This is a genomic window from Pseudomonas sp. MMS21 TM103 (assembly GCF_022132145.1).
GTDB lineage: Bacteria > Pseudomonadota > Gammaproteobacteria > Pseudomonadales > Pseudomonadaceae > Aquipseudomonas.
In genome coordinates this window covers 22946-44539 of record NZ_JAJISP010000004.1, presented here as the reverse complement: position 1 = coordinate 44539, position 21594 = coordinate 22946, and the positions used below count along the sequence as shown (strand labels likewise).

Sequence of the window (21594 nt, the reverse complement as noted above, 5' to 3'; positions counted from 1 at the left end):
ACTATTGTGGGTAGGCCTGTGGGTAACTCTGTATGCCTGGCTGAATGCCTCGCCAGGCCTGACTTTGCGCGGGTTGATCAGCTTTTGATCAATCCAGCCGAACGCCCGGAGAGGACACGGCTAGCGGCTTCTGGTCAAGGAATAATCCAGTTATTTCAAGGGTTTGTCCGGTGTGCCGGACACTGCCAGGATAGTTATCCAGTGCAGCTGTGGAGCGATCTGTGGATAAGCTGAGCGCGCTTGTACCCAGGCCACACAGGACTAGGCGTGGCCGTAGTTGCTGGTTTTTTGCTCAATTGCAGCATGGGTTACTGATCCAGCGCACCGAGCTGGGTCGAGCGGCCGAGCAGTTGCAAGGCGCGATCGGGGTAATCGGTGATCAGGCCGCGGGCGCCTTGCTCGAGGAGGCGGCGCATCGCCGGTTGTTCGTTGATGGTCCACAGTTGCACGCTCAGGCCTCGCGCCTGGGCGGTGTGCAGCAGGCGCGGGCTGACGATCTGCACGCCGCTATGGCGCTCGGGAATTTGCAGCACCTGGTAGGACGGCGACAGCAGGCTGCCCAGTCCCAGCCAGTTGAGCGCCAGCAACAGGCGTATCGAACCGGGGCCTGCGGCGGTGGCGACTTGCGGACAGTGTTGGCGGAACGACTGCAGGCTGCGTTCATGGAAACTGCCGACCAGCACCCGGTCCCCTTGGTCGTTAGCCACGATGGCTGCACACAGTTGCGCTGCCATGCCGGCATCCGGGGCTTTGAGCTCAATCACCTTGGGCATGTCTGGAAAGCGTTCCAGCACTTCGGCAAAGCTGGGAATGGCAATGCCCTGGTCGCGGTAGGGATGGCTTGCGCCGCCATCGGCGCTCCAGCGGTAACCGGCGTCCAGTGCCTGCAGTTCCGCCAGGCTGTGCGCGACCACGGCGCCTTGCCCATTGGTGGTGCGTTCCAAGGTGCTGTCGTGAATCACCACCAGTTCGCCGTCGCTGGACAGTTGCAGATCCATTTCCAGCATGTCCACGCCCAAGGCCCGGGCGCGCTCGAAGGCGAACAGGCTGTTTTCCGGCCACAGGCCCTTGCCGCCGCGATGGGCAATTACCAGCGGCTGATCGGCGAATGCCGCCAGCACTGCCGGTTGTGTCGCCGGCCTGCTGGTCAGGGCGAGCACCAGTACGGCGATGGCGATCAACAGCAACGGGGCGAGAAGAAAACGAGCGAAGCGCAGCATGGGGATGTCCACCTGTTCGGGAGCGAAGCGCGGCCGGCAACCGGACTATGCCAAAGCAATCGGCACCGGGCGAGAGGTGGATGGCGCCAGGCGGCAGACCATTGCGGCCAGCGCCATGCCGGATTGCACCAAGGCTTATCCCGGGCCGCGAGAATAGGCTCGGGTTCATTCTCCATCGCTAGTGGCGGATGGATACAGCGTCATCCCCCACTAGCGGTCGCAGAGCTTGTCCGTGAGCACAGGGTCTATGGCGAGTTGGCCAGCAGCCACGCGCCGCTGACCGCCGAGGCAACGCCCGCCAGCCGCAACAGCAGTGGCGCCGCCACTTGCGGCAGCATGCGCACCATGAGGTAGCCACTGGCGTGCAAGGCGGCGGTGGCGATGACGAACCCGAGTGCGTAACGCCAGGGGCTGGTCAGGGCCGGCAGTTCCAGGCCATGGGCCACGCCGTGGGTCAGGGCGAATAGCGCGGTCAGGCCGAGTGACAGGGCCATCGGCAGGCGCGCGGCCACCGCCACCAGAAGGCCGAAGGCCAGTGGCGAGCCGGCGATGCCGGTCTCCATCAGCGGAATGTGCATGCCGGCAAAGCCGAACAGACCGCCGAGCAGCATGCTGGCGACGAAGGTCAGGGGCAGCGCCCAGCGCGCCGCGCCTGCCTGCTGTGCGGCCCAGAGACCGACGGCGAGCATCGCCAGCAAATGGTCGAGGCCCAAGAGCGGGTGGGCCAGGCCGGCCAGCACGCCGGCATGCTCATGGCCGGTGTGGGCGAAGGCCGCAGCCGGGCTGAGGAGCAGGGCGAGGGCGAACAGCGATTGGCGCAGGGTCATGGGGTCTCCTTACGGGGGGGAAGTGGCTCGGCTCAGGCGACGTTGAGCATGCCGTGGCGTTCGATGAAGGCGATGATCTCGTCGAGGCCCAAGCCGACCTTCTGGTTACTGAAGACGAAGGGCTTGGCGCCGCGCATCTTCAGGGTGTCGCGCTCCATCACCTCGAGGGAAGCGCCGACCAGGGGGGCCAGGTCGATCTTGTTGATCACCAGCAGGTCGGATTTGCAGATGCCCGGGCCGCCCTTGCGCGGCAGCTTGTCGCCGGCCGAGACGTCTATGACGTAGATGGTCAGGTCGGACAATTCCGGGCTGAAGGTGGCCGACAGGTTGTCGCCGCCGGATTCGACGATGATCAGGTCGAGGCCGGGGAAGCGCCGGTTGAGCTGGTCGACCGCCTCCAGGTTGATCGAGGCGTCCTCGCGGATCGCCGTGTGCGGGCAACCACCGGTTTCCACGCCGATGATCCGCTCCGGCGCCAGGGCTTCATTGCGCACCAGGAACTGGGCGTCCTCCTGGGTGTAGATGTCGTTGGTCACCACGGCCAGGTTGTAGCGTTCGCGCAGGGCCAGGCACAGGGCCAGGGTCAGGGCGGTCTTGCCGGAACCTACCGGGCCGCCGATGCCGATGCGCAGGGGTTGGCTGTTCATGTTTTTTTCCTTATCAAGAACGGAATAGACGGCTGTACTGGCGCTCGTGCGCCATGCTGGCCAGGGTTAGGCCGAAGGCGGCGCTGCCCCAGTGTTCGGGTGGCCGTTGGGTTGCCTGCTGTTGCGCCAGTTCGAGCATCGGCAACAGCGCCGAGGTCAGGCGTTGCGCGGCTTGCTGGCCGAGTGGCAGGGTTTTCATCAGTACCGCCAGTTGGTTCTCCAGCCACCCCCACAGCCAGGCCGCGAGGGCGTCCTGCGGATTGATCCGCCAGGCCCGGGCGGCCAGCGCCCAGGCCACGGCCAGGCCGGGTTCCGGCAGTTCGGCAAACAGCGCGCGGGCAGCCGGGTCCAACTCGGGCAAGCCGCTTAGCAGCTGCTCGAGGGAATAGCCCATCTGCCGGCTTTCCTGGCGCAGTTCGCGGGTTTCGCGGCTGGCGCGCTGCTGGGCAGCGAGGCTCTGCAGGGTCGCCCAGTCGTCGGCGACTGCAGCCGTGCAGTGGGCCAGTAGCAGCGGCGCCTCGAAGCGCGCCAGGTTGAGCAGGAGTTGATCGGCGATCCAGCCTTTGGCGCTCTCGGCGTTAGCGACCTGACCTTGCTCGACCGCAATTTCCAGGGCTTGCGAGTAGCTGTAGCCACCGATGGGTAATTGCGGGCTGGCCAGCCTGAGTAGCGCCCAGGCCTTGTTCACTTGCGTGCCCCGAACTGATGCAGGCGCGGCGCGTAGCTGAATTCGGCATCACCGGCATGGGAGTGGTGGTGGCCGCCGCCATAGGCGCCTTGCTCGGGCTGGTAGGGCGCTTCGATCAGCGTGACCTGGGCGCCCAGTTGCTCGAGCATGGCTTTGAGCACGTAGTCGTCGGGCAGGCGTAGCCAGCCGTCGCCCAGTTGCAGGGCGACGTGGCGGTTGCCCAGGTGATAGGCCGCGCGCATCAGCTCGAAGGGATTGGCGCAGGTGACGTGCAGCAACTGTTCGGTGCGGGCGCAGACGCGCACGGTGCGGCCGTCTTCGGCCCTCAGGCATTCGCCGTCGTGCAAGGGCGGCTGGCCACGTTCGAGGAACAGGCCGACGTCTTCGCCACTGCGGCTGAAGCAGCGCAGGCGGCTTTTGCTGCGAGCCTCGAAGGTCAATTCAAGTTCCGCGTCCCAGTGCTCCTGGGCGGCGATGCGTTGGTGGATCACCAGCATGGGGGCAGTTTCCGGCAGGATGATGCCGCTGAACAGAGCAAGGGCCTTGCCAAGCGGCGCGAGCCCAGGCCGGTAGCGGCCTGCGCGTCGGGTGGCGGCCGCAATGGGGCGTCAGGCGGGGTTGTTTCGGTGCGTACCCGAGATGCCTGCATTGTTTTGGTGCAATGGCCGCTGGCCTGCCCAGGCGATGGGATTTCTGTAGGCGGGCCGCCCTGGCGCGGTGCCTTGGCCTGTTGCCGCGGACTATGCGCGCTATGCCGATAGGTCGCGTGAGTCGCCTGGGTCCGGGAAATCCCGACAGCCCTTGGGGAGCGAAGCCTGGCCAGCGCTCTGTCGTAATTCGCCAGGCGCGCGGGTATGCTTGCGCGCCTTCAAAATGAGTGTTGGCGGTTTGCTCGCGTGCTTCGGAAGTATCTGGATTGATGCTGGTTGTGCTGGCGATTCTGCCGATCTTCGTGTTGATCGTGCTGGGCTATCTGCTCGGCTGGCGCCAGTGGTTGAGCGCCGAGTCGGCGGCCGGGCTGGCCACTATCACCTTCAAGCTGTTTATGCCGACGCTGCTGTTCGCCGGCATTGCCAAGGCCGCCCTGGGCGACGGCCTGTCGCCGATGTTGCTCTTGGCCTATTAGCTGCCGGTGCTGCTGGCGGCGTGCTCCAGTGGGGTTAATATCCTGGCCTTCGCGAAAACCCCGGAAGACACGCGCAATGTCAGCTCGGCGATCTTTCTCTCCACCGTGCTGGCGGCGCTGACGCTACCGTTGTGGATGCTCGCGGTACTCTGAGGTGCGTACTCAGGCGTTGTGCCGCTGTTCCAGCAGGCGCGCGGCACCGCCTGCTGCGACATGGCGATCCTGCGGCAGGGTTTCTGGCTGACTGTCTCTTGCTTCACCGAGCAAGGGCATCGGGTACTGGCTCGGCAATGCCGCCGCATTACCGGCGAACAGTCCCAGCAGCAGGCTGATGACAATGGTACGTTGCATGATTGGCTCCTCCACGTGGGGATCAATGGCTATGGGAGCCAATACTAGGGGCCTGGCTGCGGATTAGAAGTTAAGCGCTCTGATAGTGTCCATCGATCCTGGTGATTGTGGCGTCGGTGCACTGCCCTGCACGCATGTTTGCGCCGACTTCGGGTTATGGTTGGCCGCACCTTGCGCACATATCGGCGTTGCTGCCAGCGGCGCCGAGCCATCTGTTTCAAACAGGGATGATCAAATATGTCGACTACCACTGCGCCACGTTACCCCCTGGTGTTGGTGCCGGGCTTGCTCGGCTTCATCCGTTTGCTCGGTTATTCCTACTGGTTCGGCATCATCGCGGCGCTACGCCGCCAGGGCGCCAGGGTCTTCCCGGTGCTGGTGTCCGCGGTGCACTCCAGTGAGGTGCGAGGCGAGCAACTGCTCGAACGGATCGCCCAGATACTCAAGGAAACCGGTGCCGACAGGGTGCACCTGATCGGTCATAGCCAGGGCGCGCTGACTGCGCGTTACGCCGCCGCTCTGAAACCCGAGTGGGTGGCTTCGGTGACCTCGGTAGCCGGTCCCAATCATGGTTCTGAGCTGGCTGACTTTCTCCAGCGCAAGGCGCCCCATGGCAGCTGGCGCGAGCGGTTCTTGACCGTCGTGCTGCGCGGCGTAGCCCGTTGCATGGCCTGGTTGGAGACCGGCTACACAGGCCCGCGCCTGCCCGTCGATGTCGCCGCCGCCCAGCAGTCACTGACCACCGAGGGCGTCGCCGCCTTCAATCGTCAATTCCCCCACGGCCTGCCGGCCACCTGGGGCGGCGAGGGTGCGGCCGAGGTCAATGGCGTGCGCTATTACTCCTGGTCCGGCACCTTGCAACCGGGCATCACCGATCGTGGCGGCAACCGCTTCGACGGACCAAACCGTGCCTGCCGAATGTTCGCTCGTACCTTTCGCCGCGAAGCCGGGCATTGCGACGGGATGGTCGGGCGCTACAGCTCGCACCTGGGCACGGTAATCGGCGATGACTTTCCGCTCGACCACTTCGATATCGTCAACCAGACCTTCGGCCTGGTCGGCAAGGGCGCCGATCCAGTGGGGTTGTTCGTGGCGCATGCCCGGCGCCTGCACGACGCCGGGTTGTAAGGGCGCAAGGAGCCTCGCAGCGTCAGGTTAAACCGTGCTGCCGGGCTCCGGCTGCTGGCAGATTGCCCAGTTATTGCCCAGTTAAAGTTGGCTTTATCGAATGTTCAACTAGAGTTTCGGAATAACCAATTTTTGCGGGTAGGTGGCATGCCCAAGGCCATACAGGTGTTCGTGCGAGCCGTGGACGCGATGAACCGGTTCATCGGCCGCATTGCCATGTACCTGATTTTCGTGATGCTGGCGGTTCTGCTGTATTCCTCGGTCAGCAAGACCTTCGCCGATCCGGCGATCTGGACCCTGGAAGTCGCGCAGTTCCTGATGGTCGCCTACTTCCTCCTGGGCGGCGGTTACTCCATGCAACTCGATGCCCATGTGCGCATGGACCTGTTCTATAGCCGTTGGTCGCCGCGCACCGCCGCGATGATGGATGCCATCACCATAGGCTTCCTGATTTTCTATCTGGTGTTCCTGCTCTATGGCGGGATCTCCTCCACGGCCTATGCCCTTCAGTATGGCGAAACCAGCTACTCGGCCTGGTCGCCGTATATGGCGCCCATCAAGATCATCATGACCTTCGGTGTGGCAATGATGCTGCTGCAGTCGATTGCGACCTTTTTCAGGGATCTCGCCGCGGCCCGCGGGGAGACGCTTTAATGAGTTACGAACTCATCGCGCTGTTGATGTTTTCCACGATGATGCTGCTGCTGCTCACCGGCAAGCGGGTGTTCGGCGCCATCGGTTTCGTCGCGGTCGCCGCCGCCCTGCTGCTGTGGGGCGACGGTGGTGCCGAAGTGGCCTTCAGCGCCGCGATGAAGTTGATGAAGTGGTACCCGCTGCTGACCCTGCCGATGTTCGTGTTCATGGGTTACATGCTCTCCGAGTCCGGTCTGGCCGATGACCTCTACCGCATGTTCCACGTCTGGATGGGGCCGTTGCACGGAGGCCTGGCCATTGGCACCATCGCCCTGATGGTGGCGATCTCGGCGATGAACGGGCTGAGCGTGGCCGGCATGGCCATCGGTGCCAGCATCGCCTTGCCTGAGCTGCTGCGCCGCGGGTACGACAAGATCATGGTCACCGGGGTGATCCAGGCCGGCAGTTCGCTGGGCATCCTCATTCCGCCCAGCGTGGTGCTGGTGCTGTACGGCATGATCGCCCGTCAGCCGGTGGGCCAACTGTGGCTGGCCGGGGTCTTTCCCGGGCTGATGATGGCGAGCATGTTCGTGCTGTATATCGTCATCCGTTGCCGTCTGAACCCGGCGTTGGGGCCTGCCCTGCCGGAAGAGGAGCGCCAGCAGATCAGCTGGGGCGAGAAGGTCCGCTTGCTCAGGGCCGGCATCGCCCCGCTGTTTATCTTCTTCTCGATGACTGGCTTGTTCCTGATGGGCATCACCAGTCTGGTCGAAAGCTCGGCGGTGGGCGCGGCGGCGGCAACCCTGGCTGCCCTGGTCAAGCGCAGGCTGACCGCCCAGGTGATGGAGGAAACCCTGCGCAAGACCCTCGGCATCACCTGCATGTTCATGTGGATCATTCTCGCCGCCCTGTGTTTCGGCGCGGTATTCGATGGTCTCGGCGCGGTGAAAGCCATCGAGGGGTTCTTTATCGACCGCCTTGGCCTGGGGCCGTGGCAGGTGCTGATCATGATGCAATTGTCGTTCATCATCATGGGCATGTTTCTCGACGACACCGCCATGCTGGTGATCGTCGCACCGCTCTATGTGCCGTTGGTCGGCGCCCTGGGCTTCGACCTGATCTGGTACGGCGTGCTCTACACCATAACCTGCCAGATCGCCTATATGACCCCGCCCTTTGGCTACAACCTGTTCCTTATGCGCGCCATGGCTCCGCCGGAAGTGACGTTGAGGGACATCTACGTCTCGGTTACGCCCTTCGTGCTGGTGATGGTCCTGGCATTGATTTTGGTGATGGTGTTTCCGCAACTGGCGCTGTGGCTACCGCAGTGGCACTACGCACGTTGAACCCACGAATTCAGGAACGGCAGTAAATAACGATTGGATTGTTGCGGCGAACCACCCATGTACAGCCACCCATGAGGATCAAGTTGCCCACCTGAAACGCTGCACCGACCTAGCCGGGTCGCAGTGGTGCTATGCGGATGTATGACATCTGAATTGACACTATTGGAGATAACCGCATGAGTACGAGACGCAGTTTCCTCAAGACCGCCGCGGTCACCACTGGCGCGGTGGGGGCCACCGCTCTGGGGTCGGCGCACATCTACGCCGAGGAGCCAAAGAAGATCACCTGGCGCCTGCAAACCTATGCCGGTCCGGCCCTCGGCGAGCATGTGATCAAACCGTCCATCGATGCCTTCAATCAGGCAGCCAACGGCCAGATGGAGATCCAGCTCTATTACGCCGACCAGCTGGTGCCCACTGGCGAACTGTTCCGCGCCATGCAGCGCGGCACCATCGATGCGGTGCAGAGCGACGACGATTCGATCGCCGCACCGGTGGATGTTTCGGTATTCGGTGGCTACTTTCCATTCGCCACCCGCTACAGCCTGGACGTGCCGGTGCTGTTCGAAAAGTACGGCCTGCGGCAGATCTGGGAGGAGGCTTACGGCGAGGTTGAGGGCGTTACCTGGCTAGGTGCCGGTGCCTGGGACCCGTGCCATTTCGCCACCGTCGAGCCGATCAGAAGCCTGGCCGACCTCAAGGGCAAACGCATCTTTACCTTCCCCACCGCCGGTAAATTTCTCTCCCGTTTCGGTGTGATCCCGGTGACCCTGCCCTGGGAGGATGTCGAAGTGGCGGTGCAGACCGGCGAGCTGGACGGCATCACCTGGTCGGGCATCACCGAGGACTACACCGTTGGCTGGGCCAACGTGACCAAGTACTTCCTCACCAACAACATCTCCGGGGCCTGGATCGGCTCCTATTTCGCCAACTCGGAGAAGTGGGCCGAAGTACCCGAGCACCTCAAGACCCTGTTCAAACTGTGCATGGACAGCTCCCACTACTATCGCCAGCACTGGTACTGGGGCGGCGAAGCGCAACTGCGGGTCGAAGGCGGCAAGCTTGAGCTGACCACCATCCCCGATGCCGAGTGGGCCACGGTCGAAGCCGAGGCGCAGAAGTTCTGGGACGAGATCGCCAAGACCAGTCCGCGTGCGGCCAAGGTCGTTGAGATCTTCAAGAAATACAATGCGCTGATGGCCAAGGCCGGTCCGCCCTATCGCTACTGAGCCATAGGCCATTGCGCCCGCACCCCTGCCGACGAGGGTGCGGGCGTGATGCGTTACGGGGCGGCATCGCTGGCGCAGGCCAGGATGCTCGGACCCAACCAGCCGACAGTGGAGGTCGGCAATAACAAGACCAAGGGGTGCATATGCTCAATCCGCGGGATGTAAAAACCAACGAGGACGCCAGGCGCATCGTCGAGGAGCGCGGTCTCAGTCACATCAAGGTCGGGGTGTTCGATAACGATGGCGTGATGCGCGGCAAGTACCTGAGCCGCAGCAAGTTTTTCTCCGCACTGGACTCGGGATTCGCTTTCTGCGACGTAGTACTCGGCTGGGACGTCAAGGATCAGCTCTACGACAACGCCAGCTACACCGGCTGGCACACCGGCTACCCGGACGCCCCGGTACGCGTTTTGCCGCATACCTGCCGCGACATTCCCTTCGAGAATGGCATGCTGCTGTTTATCTGCGAGTTCGCCGAGGGCGCCGAGCAGGTCTGTCCCCGCGCCACCCTGCGCAGGGTGATCGAGCGTTGTCAGGCGATGGGTTTCGATCCTTTCGCAGCGCTGGAATACGAATTCTTCATGTTCGATGAAACCCCGGAGTCGGCGCGGGAAAAGGGTTACCGCAACCTCAAGCCCTTCACTCCGGACTGGTTTGGCTATTCGATGATCCGCAATTCGGTGCATGCCGAGCTGTATCACGAAATTCTCGAAATGGCCGAGCAGATGGACTTCCCCATCGAAGGCCTGCACACCGAGACCGGCCCCGGCGTGCTGGAAGCGGCCATCGCCTATGACCATGCCGAAGCCGCAGGCGACAAGGGGGCGCTGTTCAAGACCTTCATGAAGGTGCTGGCCCAGCGCAACGGCCTGATGGCCACCTTCATGGCCAAGTGGTCGGGCAAGTACCCGGGGCAGAGCGGCCACATTCATGTATCGCTGCGCGACCGCGCCAGCGGCAAGTCGGCCTTCCACGACCCGAGTCAGGCGCACAACATGAGCCTGATCCAGCGTCAGTTCTTGGCCGGCCAGCAGCGCCTGATGCCGGAGTTCCTGTGCATGGTGGCGCCAACCCTGAACAGCTATCGGCGGATGATTCCCGGTTTCTGGGCGCCGACCGACGCGACCTGGGGGGTGGAGAACCGCACCGCGGCGCTGCGGGTGATTCCCGGTAGCGACAAATCGCAACGCCAGGAATATCGCCTCGGCGCGGCGGATGGCAATCCCTACCTGACCCTCGCCGTGGCCATCGGCTCCGGCCTGTACGGGGTGATGCAGCAGTGGCAACCGAGCGATCCGGTGGTTGGCAATGCCTACGCCCAGCAGCACCCGCCGGAGCTAGCCCTGCCGCGCACCCTGTGGGATGCGGCGCAGCGTCTGAAAGCGTCCACGGCGGCCCGCGAGTTGTTCGGCGATCCGTTCGTCGAGCATTTCGCCGCCAGCCGCGAATGGGAGGAACGTGAATACCGTCGGCATGTCAGCGATTGGGAGTTGGATCGCTACTTTGAAATCATCTGAATCACCGGGCTGCACCAGCCGCCTTGGTGGCGCTGGGTGCGTGCCCGGGTGATCCGTTCTGGAGTGTGGTAATGAGCAAGCTGCAATGCATATCCCCTATCGACGGCTCGGTGTATGTCGAGCGCGAGCTGGCGGCGGGCAGTGAAATCCAGGCGGCCCTGGCCACGGCCGCGTTGGCGCAGAAGGGCTGGCAGCAGACCCCGCTGGTCGAGCGGGTCGCCATCGGCCGCCTGGCCATCGCCGCCTTCGCCGCCAGGGAGGAGCAACTCGCCGAGGAACTGTGCTGGATGATGGGCCGGCCGATCCGCTACGCCGCCGGCGAGATCCGCGGCTTCGTCGAGCGTGCCAGCTATATGGCGGATATCGCCGCAAGCGCCCTGGCCGACATCCAGTTGCCCGAGCAACCCGGCTTCACCCGCTTTATCCGCCGCGAACCGCTCGGCGTGGCCCTGGTCATCGCGCCCTGGAACTATCCCTACCTGACGGCGGTGAACGCGGTGGTGCCGGCGCTGCTGGCCGGCAATGCGGTGCTGCTCAAGCATTCGGCGCAGACCCCGCTGTGCGCCGAGCGCATGGTCGAGGCCTTCAGCGAAGCCGGCTTGCCGGATGGGGTCTTTCAATACCTGCACCTGAGCCACGCCGATACCGAGCAGCTGATCCAGGCACCGGCGATTCAGCATGTATCCTTCACCGGCTCGGTGCCGGGCGGCGCCATGGTCGAGCGCGCGGCGGCGGGGCGCTTCATCAGTGTCGGCCTGGAACTGGGCGGCAAGGACCCGGCCTACGTGCGTGCAGATGCCGATCTGGCCCACGCGGTGGCAACCACGATCGACGGCGCCTTCTTCAACTCCGGGCAATCCTGCTGCGGCATCGAGCGCATCTACGTGCATGAGTCGCTGTACGACGCCTTCGTCGAACAGGCGGTGGCGCTGGTCAGGCACTACAAGCTGGGCCGCTCCGACGACCCGGAAACCACCCTCGGCCCGCTGGTGCGCGCCGAGGCGGCGGATTTCGTCCGGCGGCAGATCAACGAGGCCGTGGCCCAGGGCGCGGTTGCCCATATCGCCCCGGCCAGCTTTGCCCTTGATCGCCCCGGCTCCGCCTACCTGGCGCCGCAGGTGCTGACCGACGTCTACCACGGCATGCGGGTGATGACCGAGGAATCCTTCGGCCCGGTGGTCGGCATCCAGAAGGTCAAGGACGACGAGGAGGCTGTGGCGCTGATGAATGACAGCGAGTTCGGCCTCAGCGCCGCGATCTTCAGCCGCGACATCGAGGCCGCCCTGGCCCTGGCCGAGCGGGTCGAGGCCGGTACCGTGTACCTCAACCGCTGCGACTACCTGGACCCGGCCCTAGCCTGGACCGGGGTGAAGCACTCTGGGCGCGGCTGCAGTCTGTCGAGCATCGGCTACGAGCACCTGACCCGGCCGAAATCCTTCCACTTCAAGACCCAGTTATGAGGCGTCCCATGGACCTGAATCAGTACCGCATGAACTGGAACTACCCGACCTCGATCCACGTCGGCGCCGGGCGCATCACCGAACTGCCGCAAGCCTGCCGCGCCCTCGGCATGAGCGCGCCGCTGCTGGTCACCGACCCCGGCCTCGCCGCCCTGTCGATGATCGATCACGCCCTGCTGCAATGCCGCGACGACGGCCTCAAGGCCGGTCTGTTCGCGGCGATCAAGAGCAACCCCACCGGGCAGAACGTGACCGATGGCGTCGCCGCCTTCAAGGCCGGCGGCCACGACGGCGTGATCGCCTTCGGCGGCGGCTCGGCGCTGGACGCCGGCAAGGCCATCGCCCTGATGGTCGGCCAGAGCCGCCCGCTGTGGGACTTCGAGGACATCGGCGACAACTGCAACCGGGTCGACGTCGCCGGCATGGCGCCAGTGGTGGCGGTGCCGACCACCGCCGGCACCGGCTCGGAAGTCGGTCGCGCCTCGGTGATCACCGACGAGGTCGAACACATCAAGCGCATCATCTTCCACCCCAGGATGCTCCCGGCCCTGGTCATCCTCGACCCGCAACTGAGCATCGGTCTGCCGCCGAAGATCACCGCCGCCACCGGCATGGACGCCCTGTCGCACAGCCTCGAGGCCTACTGCTCGCCATTGTTCCACCCCATGGCCGAAGGCATCGCCCTGGAAGGCATGCGCCTGGTCCAGCAGTACCTGCCGCGCGCGGTGGCCAAGGGCAGCGATGTCGAGGCACGCCTGCAGATGCTGGTGGCCTCGACCATGGGCGCCACCGCCTTCCAGCGCGGCCTCGGCGCCATGCACGCTCTGGCCCATCCCCTCGGTGCGCTGTACGACGCCCACCACGGCCTGCTCAATGCGGTGCTGATGCCCTACGTACTGCAAGCCAACCGCGTCAGCATCGAGCCACAGATGGAACGCCTGGCGCGTTACCTCAACCTGTCCAGGCTAGGCTTTATCGGCGTACTCGACTGGGTGCTGCACCTGCGCAACGAAGTCGGCATCCCCCACAGCCTGGCGCAGATCGGCATCGACGACAGCCGCATCGAGCAGATCGGGCAAATGGCCGAAGTCGACCCCTCGGCCGGGTCCAATCCGATAACCTTTAGCGCGAGCGATTACAGTCGGTTGTTCGAGAAGGCGTTGCACGGACACCTCTAGCGTAACCACCGCAGGCCTGGGCGAGGCGGTGCATGCGCCATCGCGTTTCGCGCCCTGCACCGCCAGCAAGCGGGTGGTTTCGGGTATCCCTTCGATAGCGGCAGGGACTTAGCGGTCGTTCGTTGCGCCCAGAAAATCTAAAATTATCTTATTGTTTATTATGGAGTTATCCGCGTCCTGTGATTGCTGTCTGGCCGCTGAGCCGTGCAGGTGAGTCGGCGAACTATACTTATTACACCTCTGAAGCAGATCTCTCCAACGAGAGAAGGGGGGTAGTAAAATGGCCATTCAAAATACCTACCGGGAAATTGAACAGACCCTGGGTCGGGTACCCGAGTGGATCAAACAGATGCCGGAAGGTGGCGCGAGCGGATTCTGGGGCGTGGCTCGGGACTTCTGGCTGGCGGAGACCAAGATTCCCAACAAGTACAAGGAATTGATAGGTCTGGCAGTGTCCGGTGCGACTCGTTGCAAGTATTGCAGCCTGTTCCATACCGAAGCCGCGCGCTTGTTTGGCGCGAGCGACGAGGAAATTGCCGAAGCCAGCTTGATGGGGGCGGTGACCATGATGGGCAGCACCTTCATCAACGCCCAGCAGATCGATTACGAGCAGTTCCGCCAGGAAACGCTGGATATCGTCCGGTATGTCAAAGATCACTCGCAAACCAAGGCCGCTTAGGCCATTGCGGGAACGAGCCCTTCGCCAGCTCGCGAAGGATAAGCTGCTTACCATCACCGCCGGTGGTCCGAGGACCACCGCGCGGTGGCAAGCGGCTGTGATGCGCGCCATTGGCGAGTTGATGCAACACAGCGATAGCGCCGGGGAAGAAAACCAGGACCTGCGCATTCCCTTCGCCAAGGCGCTGCATGACTTCTACGCTGGGCAACGGCCCGATGACGAATTGACCGAAATGGTCTTGTTGATGCTGGAGGTGGAAACCGCCGGCTTGCTCTTCGGTGAGTCTCTTCCGCCCACAGCACCTGAGGATGTGTGACTCCTTGGGCGCTGTCGCAACAGGCGAGTCCTGCAAGGAACAAGGCCGATAAGAAACTTTACCCCCGTGATCCGCCTGGCCCCGTTTCGTGAACTGCAGAGTGGCCAGGGCGGCAACGCCCAGTGCAGGACGGCTATACGCATGCAACCGCCCGCTCTATTCCGATGCCTCAACTGGATCGATGGTGCTGTGAGGGGGGCATGCACCCGGTCGAGCGCTCTATCGGCCTAGCTATCAGGCTCATCAGGACACGTTTGCCAGCGGCCGCGGCCTGCAGCGTTTCTGCAACGGGTGCCTGAAGGAACTCAACTGGCGTCCAGCCAGCGGGGGCTTCATTACAAGGGTTGAACCCGCCTGAAGGCTCTGCGCCGCGACCAGCGTTTTATGGCTAATTGCCATTTCCCTTTGCGCCGGTCTTGGCTGCTTGTCTTGCGGCAACAGCCAGCCACAGCCAATCCGCTGATTGGCGTCGAAACCCGTTCTTGTCTGCGGAGCGCCGGCGCCATGACACCCGGGGCGTCCTCGCGAAGCAATACGCCGCCTCGCCACCTGTGTTGTTGACGGTCGATCCACCTTGGTCGCGAAGCTTGCTTACCGCTTGAATTCGCGGGCATGCCCGCTCATCCCAACGCATCGGCACATGCCCTAGCCGTTACATTCGGCTACGGCAGTAGCTGCATAGCCTGCAGGGCGAGGCGTCGTCGGACTCAGCGTTGGAATAGGGGGTAGGGGTTGATTGCCGTGCCTTTCCACCATTGCTTCTCGGGGCCGAGCAGGAAAATGGCGAAATGCAGGTGCGGCGCAAGCGGGTTGGCGTTGCCGGTGGCGCCGACGTAGCCGAGCAGGTCGCCGCGCTTGAATTCCTGGCCCTCTTCCAGGTCGGCTGCATAGCTGTCCAGGTGTGCGTAGTAGTAGGCGAAGGTGCCGCTGGCATCGTATTGGTAGACGGTGAGGCCGCCGGGCACGCTGGTGAAGAGTTTCACCACCTTGCCGTCGTCGACGGCGACTACCGGGGTCTTCAACGGCGCCATGATGTCGAGCGCTTCGTGGATGCGGTCGGTGCCGCGCTTGTCGTTGAAGGTGTCGCTCAGTTGCGCCGAGACTATGCCGGTCACGGGGATCAGCAGCGCGCCGGGATGCACCTGCGAGGGCTCGGCGGGCATTGTCTGCACGCTGGCCTCCTCGGTTGACGGGGGCAGCATGCCCGGTTCCGGCGCAACAGGGCTGTCGGCCGGGGGCTCGCTGGTCGGCGCTAGCGGCATTTCGATAGGCATCGTCTCGGCGCTGGTTGTGCGGGTGGTTATTACGCTCGCAACCTGAGCCATTGCCGGTGCGACCGGCATGGCATCAGGCTCCTGCTCGCTGGGTGTGACGGCTGCCGGTGCAGACGGCACGTATTCGCTAGGGGCGGCCTGGGTGATCACCGCCACGGCAGGCGTGGCGAGGTCGTTCTGCAGGGCATAGAACAGGCTCGCGGCGCCAGCCAGGGCGCCTGCTGCGAAAATCAGAGTGCTCTTCATGGCGGGGTCTGGTTACTCTTGCAAAAGGGCGGGGAGCCCGGGCGCGACTGCATGTCCCATCGCCGTGACATTCCAGTTGGTGAGGCGGATGCAGCCGTGGGATTGGGTCTTGCCGATCTTCGACGGCTCCGGTGTGCCGTGGATGCCGTAATGCGGCTTGGACAAGTCAACCCAGGCGACGCCGACGGGGTTGTTCGGGCCGGCCGGGATGGTCGCCTTGGCGTGGGCGGGGTTGGCGTCCCAGAACAGCCCGGGGTTGTATTTGAACACTGGGTCTCTGGCCACGCCGAGGATCTTCCAGTCACCGAGTGGCAGCGGATCGCGAGCGCTACCGGTGGAAGCGGGAAATTGCGCGATGATGGCACCCGCGGCATCGAAGAGGGTGACGGTCGAGTCGGACTTGTCGACGACCACCCGTGCAGCCTTGGGCAGGGGCGCGGCGTCGGCAAGGTTGGGGACGACGATGGCCTCGCCGGCGCGACTCAGATCCTTGCCCGGATTCAGTTGTGCCAGCAGCGCCGGGCTGGCGTGAAATCTCTCGCCGAGCGCTTCTGTCAGGTTGCGGTAACCCAGGGTTTCCAGCGCGGCCTTGTCCATCATGTCGGCAGGAATCTGCTGGAATGGCCCGGCTGCATCGACGTCGGTGATGGTATAGGTCACGAGCACTGGCTCGACGTCGGCGTTGAGGGCAACCCAGGTGGCTTCGTCCATGACGCCGCTGACGGGCAGGCCGTTGTTTTTCTGGAAGCCGCTGATGGCAATACGGGTGTTCGAGCCGAAACTGGCGTCGATTTCGCCCGGAAAGAAGCGCGCACGATCAAGCAGTATCTGCGCGCGCAGCACGGCGACGTTGTGCTGCTTCGGGCCGACCTCGCCGCGCAGGTTGGCGTCGTTGGCGAACTCGGCGGTGAGCGGACGTACGGCGACGCTGGCCTCGGCGGCGAGAGGTTCGGCGCTAGCGAAGGCGAAGGGGACGGCCGCTGCCTGCAGGGCCAGGGTGATGGCGCAGGTGAGCATGGTTGTGGTTTTCAAGATGCGATCCTCAGGCGAACGAACAGGGCGAACTTCGGCGTGTCTGAGCAAGCTCGGCACACGTTCAGCGTGTTGTGGGGAATCGACGTGCCATTACTGCACAGTAATGGCGGTTGCAGGCGTGAGCGGTAGTGAAAAGCGTCCGGCGGTTGCTCAAAGACCCTCGCATTCCCCACGCATAGCGGCGTATGAGCAGGGGGCGAGCGAGATGAGCGAGATGTTCGTAGACATCTCTTAGATCAGGTCAGCGCGAATCAGTTCCCCATGGGCCGACTGCGCGGCTATGAGGCGAGTGGCTCGGCCTATTCGGACTGCGCGGCCTTCATCGATTCATAGGCCGGTGCGGCGTAGATGCCGATTGCCACGGCCAATTCCAGCACCCGCGCGAGGTCGTTGCGGTAGACCAGTACGGCTTGCAGTTGCTCATCCAGCGGTTCACTGAAGTCCACCAGTACATAGCCGCCGGTTTCCGGCGACAGGCTGCCGAGTTGCACCTGGATGCGGTTCAGCGCCTTGAGCGGCTCGACTTTGACCAGCTGCTTGGGCTTGAGCACGAAGCTGACTTGCTGGCCAAAGGACTCGACGATCTGCTGGAACAACTGGTCGTAGCTGTCGGCCTGGAATAGCACGGTATCCGGCAGGCTGCCGACCACCACCCATTCGCCGAGCGGGATCGGGAAGCTGTCGTCGTAGTTGATGTCCGGGTTGGCGGCGAGAAAGGCCTGCGGGTCGGCGTAGGCTTGGGCCGCCTCGTCGGCGATGCGCGCGACGTCTTCGGCCAGCATGCAGCCCGAGCTTATCTTGCCAATCAATTCTTCGAGCTGGGCTTTCATCGGAGCGATCCTGTGGGGCGGTTGAATACTGGGCGCAAGGATAAGGGAAATGCGTCGTTTCGCGCAGCGAAAACAGCTCCGATGTCATCTGGGGGAGGGGCGGCATCGAGGGGGGGCGGGCGGCGATCCGCATCGGTCACGAGTTTCTTTGAGGTGGGCGCAGATGGACGCGCGGCATCAGCGCAGTTGCGCCTCGGCCAGGGTGCGGCTGTGCGGGATGCGGCCGACGTCCCAGTGGCTGACCGCCCAGGCCAGCAGTTCGGGCGGGCGGGCCTGCTCCAGTTCGCCGGGAAGCTCTTGGCCCAGGGCGCGTAGCGCGCGCACCAGCAGCGGCGCGGCCTGGTCGGTGGGCAGCGGTGGCGAGCGGTAGGACTTGCCCAGCTTGTGGCCGTCCGGCTGGATGATCAGCGGTACGTGCAGGTAGCGCGGTTGGGCCAGGCCGAGCAGCTCCTGCAGGTACAGCTGGCGCGGGGTGGAGTCGAGCAGGTCGGCGCCGCGCACCACGTCGGTGACGCCTTGCCAGGCATCGTCGAGCACCACCGCCAGTTGGTAGGCGTAGAGGCCGTCACGCCGGCGAATGACGAAATCGCCGATTTCGCGACCCAGGTGCTGGCGGTATTCGCCCTGCACCCGGTCGATAAACCCGTAGCTCAGCTCAGGCACGCGCAGGCGGATGGCGGCGTTGTGGGGCGCATGCCCGGCATCGCGGCAGGTGCCGGGGTAGATGCCGTGGTGGCCCTGCAGTTGCTTGCGCGAGCAGGTGCAGGCATAGGCCAGGCCCTGTTGCAGCAAGCGCTCGACCAGCGCCTGGTACTCGGCATGCCGCTGGCTTTGCCGCACCAGTTCACCATCCCATTGCAGGCCGTAGCTCTCCAGGGTGCTGAGGATCGCGTCCTGGGCGCCAGTTACTTCACGCGGCGGGTCGAGGTCTTCCATGCGCAGCAGCCAGCGACCGCCCACCGAACGCGCGTCGAGGTAGGACGCCAGCGCCGCGACCAATGAGCCGAAGTGCAGGTAACCACTGGGAGTAGGGGCGAAGCGACCGATATAAGCGGGAACGTTCATACGGGCGACTATAGAGGCATATGCGGGGACAGGAGAACTATTGCAGCCGAAGCGGATGGCTCCTGGGCATTGTCGCGCAGGGCAGGCCGGGATAGCGCAGGAGCGGAAACAACACGGGGCGCCGAAGCGCCCCGTGGGTCAGGTCAGGATCCGACCTGTTTTTCCTTGATTTCCGCCAGGGTCTTGCAATCGATGCACAAGGTGGCGGTTGGTCGGGCTTCCAGACGGCGGATGCCGATCTCGACGCCGCATGAGTCGCACCAGCCGTAATCGTTGTCGTCGATCAGTTGCAGCGTTTCGTCGATCTTCTTGATCAGCTTGCGCTCACGATCACGAGCACGCAGTTCCAGGCTGAATTCTTCTTCCTGGCTCGCGCGGTCGGCTGGATCGGGGAAGTTGGCCGCCTCGTCCTGCATGTGGTGCACGGTACGGTCGACTTCCTGCATCAACTCCAGCTTCCACTTGTTGAGGATGCCGGTGAAGTGGGCGCGCATAGGATCACCCATGTACTCCTCGCCCTTTACTTCTTTATAGGGTTCGAAGCCACGAATCAGTTGGCTGCTTTTTGCTTTTGCTTTTGCTTTGGTGGGCATGGATGACCGCCTCTCACTCTCTCTAATCCACTGCGCAGGATGTTATCCATTGCCGGAAATGCTCGGCCCTGCGGCTGCAAGCGGGCGAACTTACCAGAACAACACCAGCGGCGCTACTCCCGGTTGTCATGGTTGCTGCCGTTTCGCCCAAGGCTTGGGTAGAATCCGCGCTTCAACCTCTAACAAGGCAGGTCCATGGCCCCGTCCTACAGTGCGCGCAGCCGCGCTATCGAACCCTTTCATGTCATGGCCTTGCTGGCTCGCGCCAACCAGTTGCAGGCCGCCGGTGTCGATGTAATCCATCTGGAGATCGGCGAGCCGGATTTCACCACTGCCGCGCCGATCGTCGCCGCCGGCCAAGCCGCCTTGGCGGCCGGGCATACCCGCTATACCGCTGCGCGAGGAATACCGGCGCTGCGTGAAGCGATTGCCGGCTTCTACGCACAACGTTATCGACTGAGCATAGACCCTGAGAGGATTTTGATTACCCCAGGTGGCTCCGGTGCGCTGTTATTGGCCACCAGTCTGTTGGTCGACCCTGGCAAGCACTGGCTGCTGGCCGACCCGGGCTACCCGTGCAACCGGCATTTTCTGCGCCTGGTCGAAGGCGCCGCGCAACTGGTGCCGGTGGGGCCGGAGGTGCGTTATCAACTGACCGCAGACCTGGTCGCGCGCTATTGGGACAAGGACAGCGTCGGCGCGCTGGTTGCCTCGCCGGCCAACCCGACCGGGACGCTGTTGTCCAGGGAGGAGCTGGGCGGGCTGTCCCGGGCGCTAAAGGAGCGCGGTGGCCATCTGGTGGTCGACGAGATCTATCACGGTCTGACCTATGGCGTGGATGCCAGCAGCGTGCTGGAAGTGGACGACGAGGCCTTCGTGCTCAATAGCTTCTCCAAATACTTCGGCATGACCGGCTGGCGTCTCGGTTGGCTGGTGGCGCCGCCAGCGGCGGTGGCGGATCTGGAGAAACTGGCGCAGAACCTCTATATCAGCGCGCCGAGCATGGCCCAGCATGCCGCGCTGGCCTGTTTCGAGGCGCCGACCCTGGAGATCTTCGAGCAGCGTCGGCATGAATTCGCCCGTCGTCGCGACTTCCTGCTGCCGGCGTTGCGCGAGTTGGGCTTCAAGATTGCCGTCGAGCCCGAAGGCGCCTTCTACCTCTATGCGGACATCAGCGCCTTTGGCGGCGATGCCTTCGCCTTCTGCCAGCACTTCCTGGAGACCGAGCATGTGGCCTTCACCCCGGGGCTGGATTTCGGTCGTCACCTGGCCAGCCAGCATGTGCGTTTCTCCTACACCCAGGATCTGCCGCGCCTGCAGCAGGCCGTCGAGCGGATCGCCCATGGCCTGAAAAGCTGGCGGCCCGATGCACTTTGAACCGGCGCTGGAACAGGGGCGACTGCTGCGCCGCTACAAACGCTTCCTGGCCGATATCGAAACGGCCAGCGGCGAGCTGCTGACCATTCATTGTCCCAACACCGGCTCGATGCTCAACTGCATGAGTGAAGGCGCGCGAGTCTGGTTCAGTCGCAGCAATGATCCAAAGCGCAAGCTGCCGGGCACCTGGGAAATCGGCGAAACACCGCAGGGCCGCCTGGCGGTGATCAATACCGCACGCGCCAACAGCCTGGTCGAAGAGGCGCTGCGTGGCGGACTGATCACTGAATTGGCCGGCTTCAGCGCCTTGAAGCGCGAGGTGCCCTATGGCCAGGAGCGCAGCCGCATCGATTTCCGCCTGGACTACCCGTACGGCGCTGCTTTCGTCGAAGTCAAAAGCGTGACCCTGGGCTATGCCGACAGCCGAGTGGCGGCTTTTCCCGATGCGCGGACCGAGCGCGGCGCCAAGCACCTGCGTGAACTGGCGACGCTGGCGCGCGCCGGGGTTCGTGCCGTGCAGCTGTATTGCGTCAACCTGACGGAGATCGATGCGGTGCGCCCGGCCGAGGAGATCGATCCGGTGTACGCTGCTGCCTTGCGTGAAGCCATTGGCGCGGGTGTCGAGGTGCTGGCCTATGCTGCGGCTATCAGCCCGCAGGAGGTCCGCCTGGTGCGCCGGCTCGAGGTGCAGCTCACCGCATAGGGTGCCACTCGCCGCAGGCAGTGCAGCGTGGGTCAGCAGTGCGGCGCAAGGCTGGCGGGCTGTCGCTGCGCGCCGCGCGGAGCGCCGCCCGAACCATTCTGCGTTCTGCCGACACTGCCATCCACG

Annotated in this window: 23 protein-coding genes and 1 pseudogene; 13 read left to right on the top strand and 11 right to left on the bottom strand. The window is 64.0% G+C overall.

Annotation, left to right across the window (positions count from 1 at the left end):
• Positions 1–308: 308 nt before the first annotated feature.
• The 5 genes from LJY18_RS13685 to ureE all read right to left on the bottom strand — a co-directional run bounded on the left by LJY18_RS13685 (position 309) and on the right by ureE (position 3879).
• Positions 309–1220 carry a glycerophosphodiester phosphodiesterase gene (locus LJY18_RS13685; RefSeq protein WP_238042374.1) on the bottom strand — a complete coding sequence of 304 codons (912 nt, stop codon included), beginning with the start codon at positions 1218–1220 and terminating at the stop codon, positions 309–311.
• A gap of 245 nt (positions 1221–1465) precedes the next feature.
• Positions 1466–2047, bottom strand: a complete 582-nt coding sequence (locus LJY18_RS13680; protein WP_238042373.1) for a HupE/UreJ family protein — start codon at positions 2045–2047, stop codon at positions 1466–1468.
• Between the two features lie 32 nt (positions 2048–2079).
• Entirely contained in the window at positions 2080–2694 is a 615-nt protein-coding gene (gene ureG, locus LJY18_RS13675; protein ID WP_238042372.1) for an urease accessory protein UreG, read from the bottom strand.
• Positions 2695–2707: 13 nt separating this feature from the next.
• A complete protein-coding gene (locus LJY18_RS13670; protein WP_238042371.1) occupies positions 2708–3382 on the bottom strand; it encodes an urease accessory protein UreF in 675 nt (224 codons plus the stop codon).
• A complete protein-coding gene (gene ureE / locus LJY18_RS13665) occupies positions 3379–3879 on the bottom strand; it encodes an urease accessory protein UreE (RefSeq protein ID WP_238042370.1) in 501 nt (166 codons plus the stop codon). The genes LJY18_RS13670 and ureE overlap by 4 nt, the downstream gene beginning before the upstream one ends.
• 422 nt (positions 3880–4301) lie before the next feature.
• On the opposite strand from ureE, the pseudogene LJY18_RS13660 reads away from it, so the two are divergent.
• Both LJY18_RS13660 and LJY18_RS13655 read left to right on the top strand, forming a co-directional pair.
• A pseudogene (locus LJY18_RS13660) lies at positions 4302–4505 on the top strand (AEC family transporter); the annotation flags it as partial.
• A gap of 9 nt (positions 4506–4514) precedes the next feature.
• Positions 4515–4661, top strand: coding sequence for a hypothetical protein (locus LJY18_RS13655; protein ID WP_238042369.1), 147 nt, complete (start codon positions 4515–4517; stop codon positions 4659–4661).
• Between the two features lie 9 nt (positions 4662–4670).
• On the opposite strand, the gene LJY18_RS13650 is transcribed toward LJY18_RS13655, so the two are convergent.
• Positions 4671–4859, bottom strand: a complete 189-nt coding sequence (locus tag LJY18_RS13650; RefSeq protein ID WP_238042368.1) for a hypothetical protein — start codon at positions 4857–4859, stop codon at positions 4671–4673.
• 237 nt (positions 4860–5096) lie between these two features.
• On the opposite strand from LJY18_RS13650, the gene LJY18_RS13645 reads away from it, so the two are divergent.
• The 9 genes from LJY18_RS13645 to LJY18_RS13605 all read left to right on the top strand — a co-directional run bounded on the left by LJY18_RS13645 (position 5097) and on the right by LJY18_RS13605 (position 14345).
• A complete protein-coding gene (locus LJY18_RS13645) occupies positions 5097–5987 on the top strand; it encodes an esterase/lipase family protein (RefSeq protein WP_238042367.1) in 891 nt (296 codons plus the stop codon).
• A gap of 147 nt (positions 5988–6134) precedes the next feature.
• The gene (locus LJY18_RS13640) at positions 6135–6641 is read left to right on the top strand and encodes a TRAP transporter small permease subunit (RefSeq protein WP_238042366.1); all 507 of its coding nucleotides are present in this window, start codon (positions 6135–6137) and stop codon (positions 6639–6641) included.
• Complete coding sequence (locus LJY18_RS13635; RefSeq protein WP_238042365.1) at positions 6641–7966, top strand: TRAP transporter large permease; 1326 nt, start codon at positions 6641–6643, stop codon at positions 7964–7966. Before LJY18_RS13640 ends, LJY18_RS13635 begins: the two co-directional genes overlap by 1 nt.
• A gap of 176 nt (positions 7967–8142) precedes the next feature.
• Positions 8143–9195 carry a TRAP transporter substrate-binding protein DctP gene (gene dctP / locus LJY18_RS13630; RefSeq protein ID WP_238042364.1) on the top strand — a complete coding sequence of 351 codons (1053 nt, stop codon included), beginning with the start codon at positions 8143–8145 and terminating at the stop codon, positions 9193–9195.
• A 143-nt stretch (positions 9196–9338) separates the two neighbouring features.
• On the top strand, positions 9339–10712 hold the full coding sequence (locus tag LJY18_RS13625; protein ID WP_238042363.1) for a glutamine synthetase family protein: 1374 nt from the start codon (positions 9339–9341) through the stop codon (positions 10710–10712).
• 71 nt (positions 10713–10783) lie between these two features.
• The gene (locus tag LJY18_RS13620; protein ID WP_238042362.1) at positions 10784–12172 is read left to right on the top strand and encodes an aldehyde dehydrogenase family protein; all 1389 of its coding nucleotides are present in this window, start codon (positions 10784–10786) and stop codon (positions 12170–12172) included.
• 8 nt (positions 12173–12180) lie between these two features.
• A complete protein-coding gene (locus LJY18_RS13615) occupies positions 12181–13350 on the top strand; it encodes an iron-containing alcohol dehydrogenase (protein WP_238042361.1) in 1170 nt (389 codons plus the stop codon).
• A 280-nt stretch (positions 13351–13630) separates the two neighbouring features.
• Entirely contained in the window at positions 13631–14029 is a 399-nt protein-coding gene (locus LJY18_RS13610; protein WP_238042360.1) for a carboxymuconolactone decarboxylase family protein, read from the top strand.
• Positions 14030–14129: 100 nt separating this feature from the next.
• Positions 14130–14345 carry a hypothetical protein gene (locus LJY18_RS13605; protein ID WP_238042359.1) on the top strand — a complete coding sequence of 72 codons (216 nt, stop codon included), beginning with the start codon at positions 14130–14132 and terminating at the stop codon, positions 14343–14345.
• A gap of 707 nt (positions 14346–15052) precedes the next feature.
• Here the strand turns inward: LJY18_RS13605 and LJY18_RS13600 are convergent.
• The 5 genes from LJY18_RS13600 to dksA form a co-directional block, all read right to left on the bottom strand.
• Positions 15053–15865: a M23 family metallopeptidase gene (locus LJY18_RS13600; protein ID WP_238042358.1), complete on the bottom strand. Its 813-nt coding sequence runs from the start codon at positions 15863–15865 to the stop codon at positions 15053–15055.
• Between the two features lie 12 nt (positions 15866–15877).
• Positions 15878–16897, bottom strand: coding sequence for a L,D-transpeptidase family protein (locus LJY18_RS13595; RefSeq protein WP_238042357.1), 1020 nt, complete (start codon positions 16895–16897; stop codon positions 15878–15880).
• A gap of 302 nt (positions 16898–17199) precedes the next feature.
• The gene (locus LJY18_RS13590; RefSeq protein WP_238042356.1) at positions 17200–17730 is read right to left on the bottom strand and encodes a hypothetical protein; all 531 of its coding nucleotides are present in this window, start codon (positions 17728–17730) and stop codon (positions 17200–17202) included.
• Positions 17731–17907: 177 nt separating this feature from the next.
• Positions 17908–18795: a tRNA glutamyl-Q(34) synthetase GluQRS gene (gluQRS, locus tag LJY18_RS13585; RefSeq protein WP_238042355.1), complete on the bottom strand. Its 888-nt coding sequence runs from the start codon at positions 18793–18795 to the stop codon at positions 17908–17910.
• Positions 18796–18938: 143 nt separating this feature from the next.
• Complete coding sequence (gene dksA / locus LJY18_RS13580) at positions 18939–19388, bottom strand: RNA polymerase-binding protein DksA (RefSeq protein ID WP_238042354.1); 450 nt, start codon at positions 19386–19388, stop codon at positions 18939–18941.
• A gap of 195 nt (positions 19389–19583) precedes the next feature.
• Between dksA and LJY18_RS13575 the strand changes: the two genes are divergently transcribed.
• Positions 19584–20765, top strand: coding sequence for a pyridoxal phosphate-dependent aminotransferase (locus LJY18_RS13575; RefSeq protein ID WP_238042353.1), 1182 nt, complete (start codon positions 19584–19586; stop codon positions 20763–20765).
• Positions 20755–21468: a DNA/RNA nuclease SfsA gene (gene sfsA / locus LJY18_RS13570; RefSeq protein ID WP_238042352.1), complete on the top strand. Its 714-nt coding sequence runs from the start codon at positions 20755–20757 to the stop codon at positions 21466–21468. The genes LJY18_RS13575 and sfsA overlap by 11 nt, the downstream gene beginning before the upstream one ends.
• Positions 21469–21594: the final 126 nt, after the last annotated feature.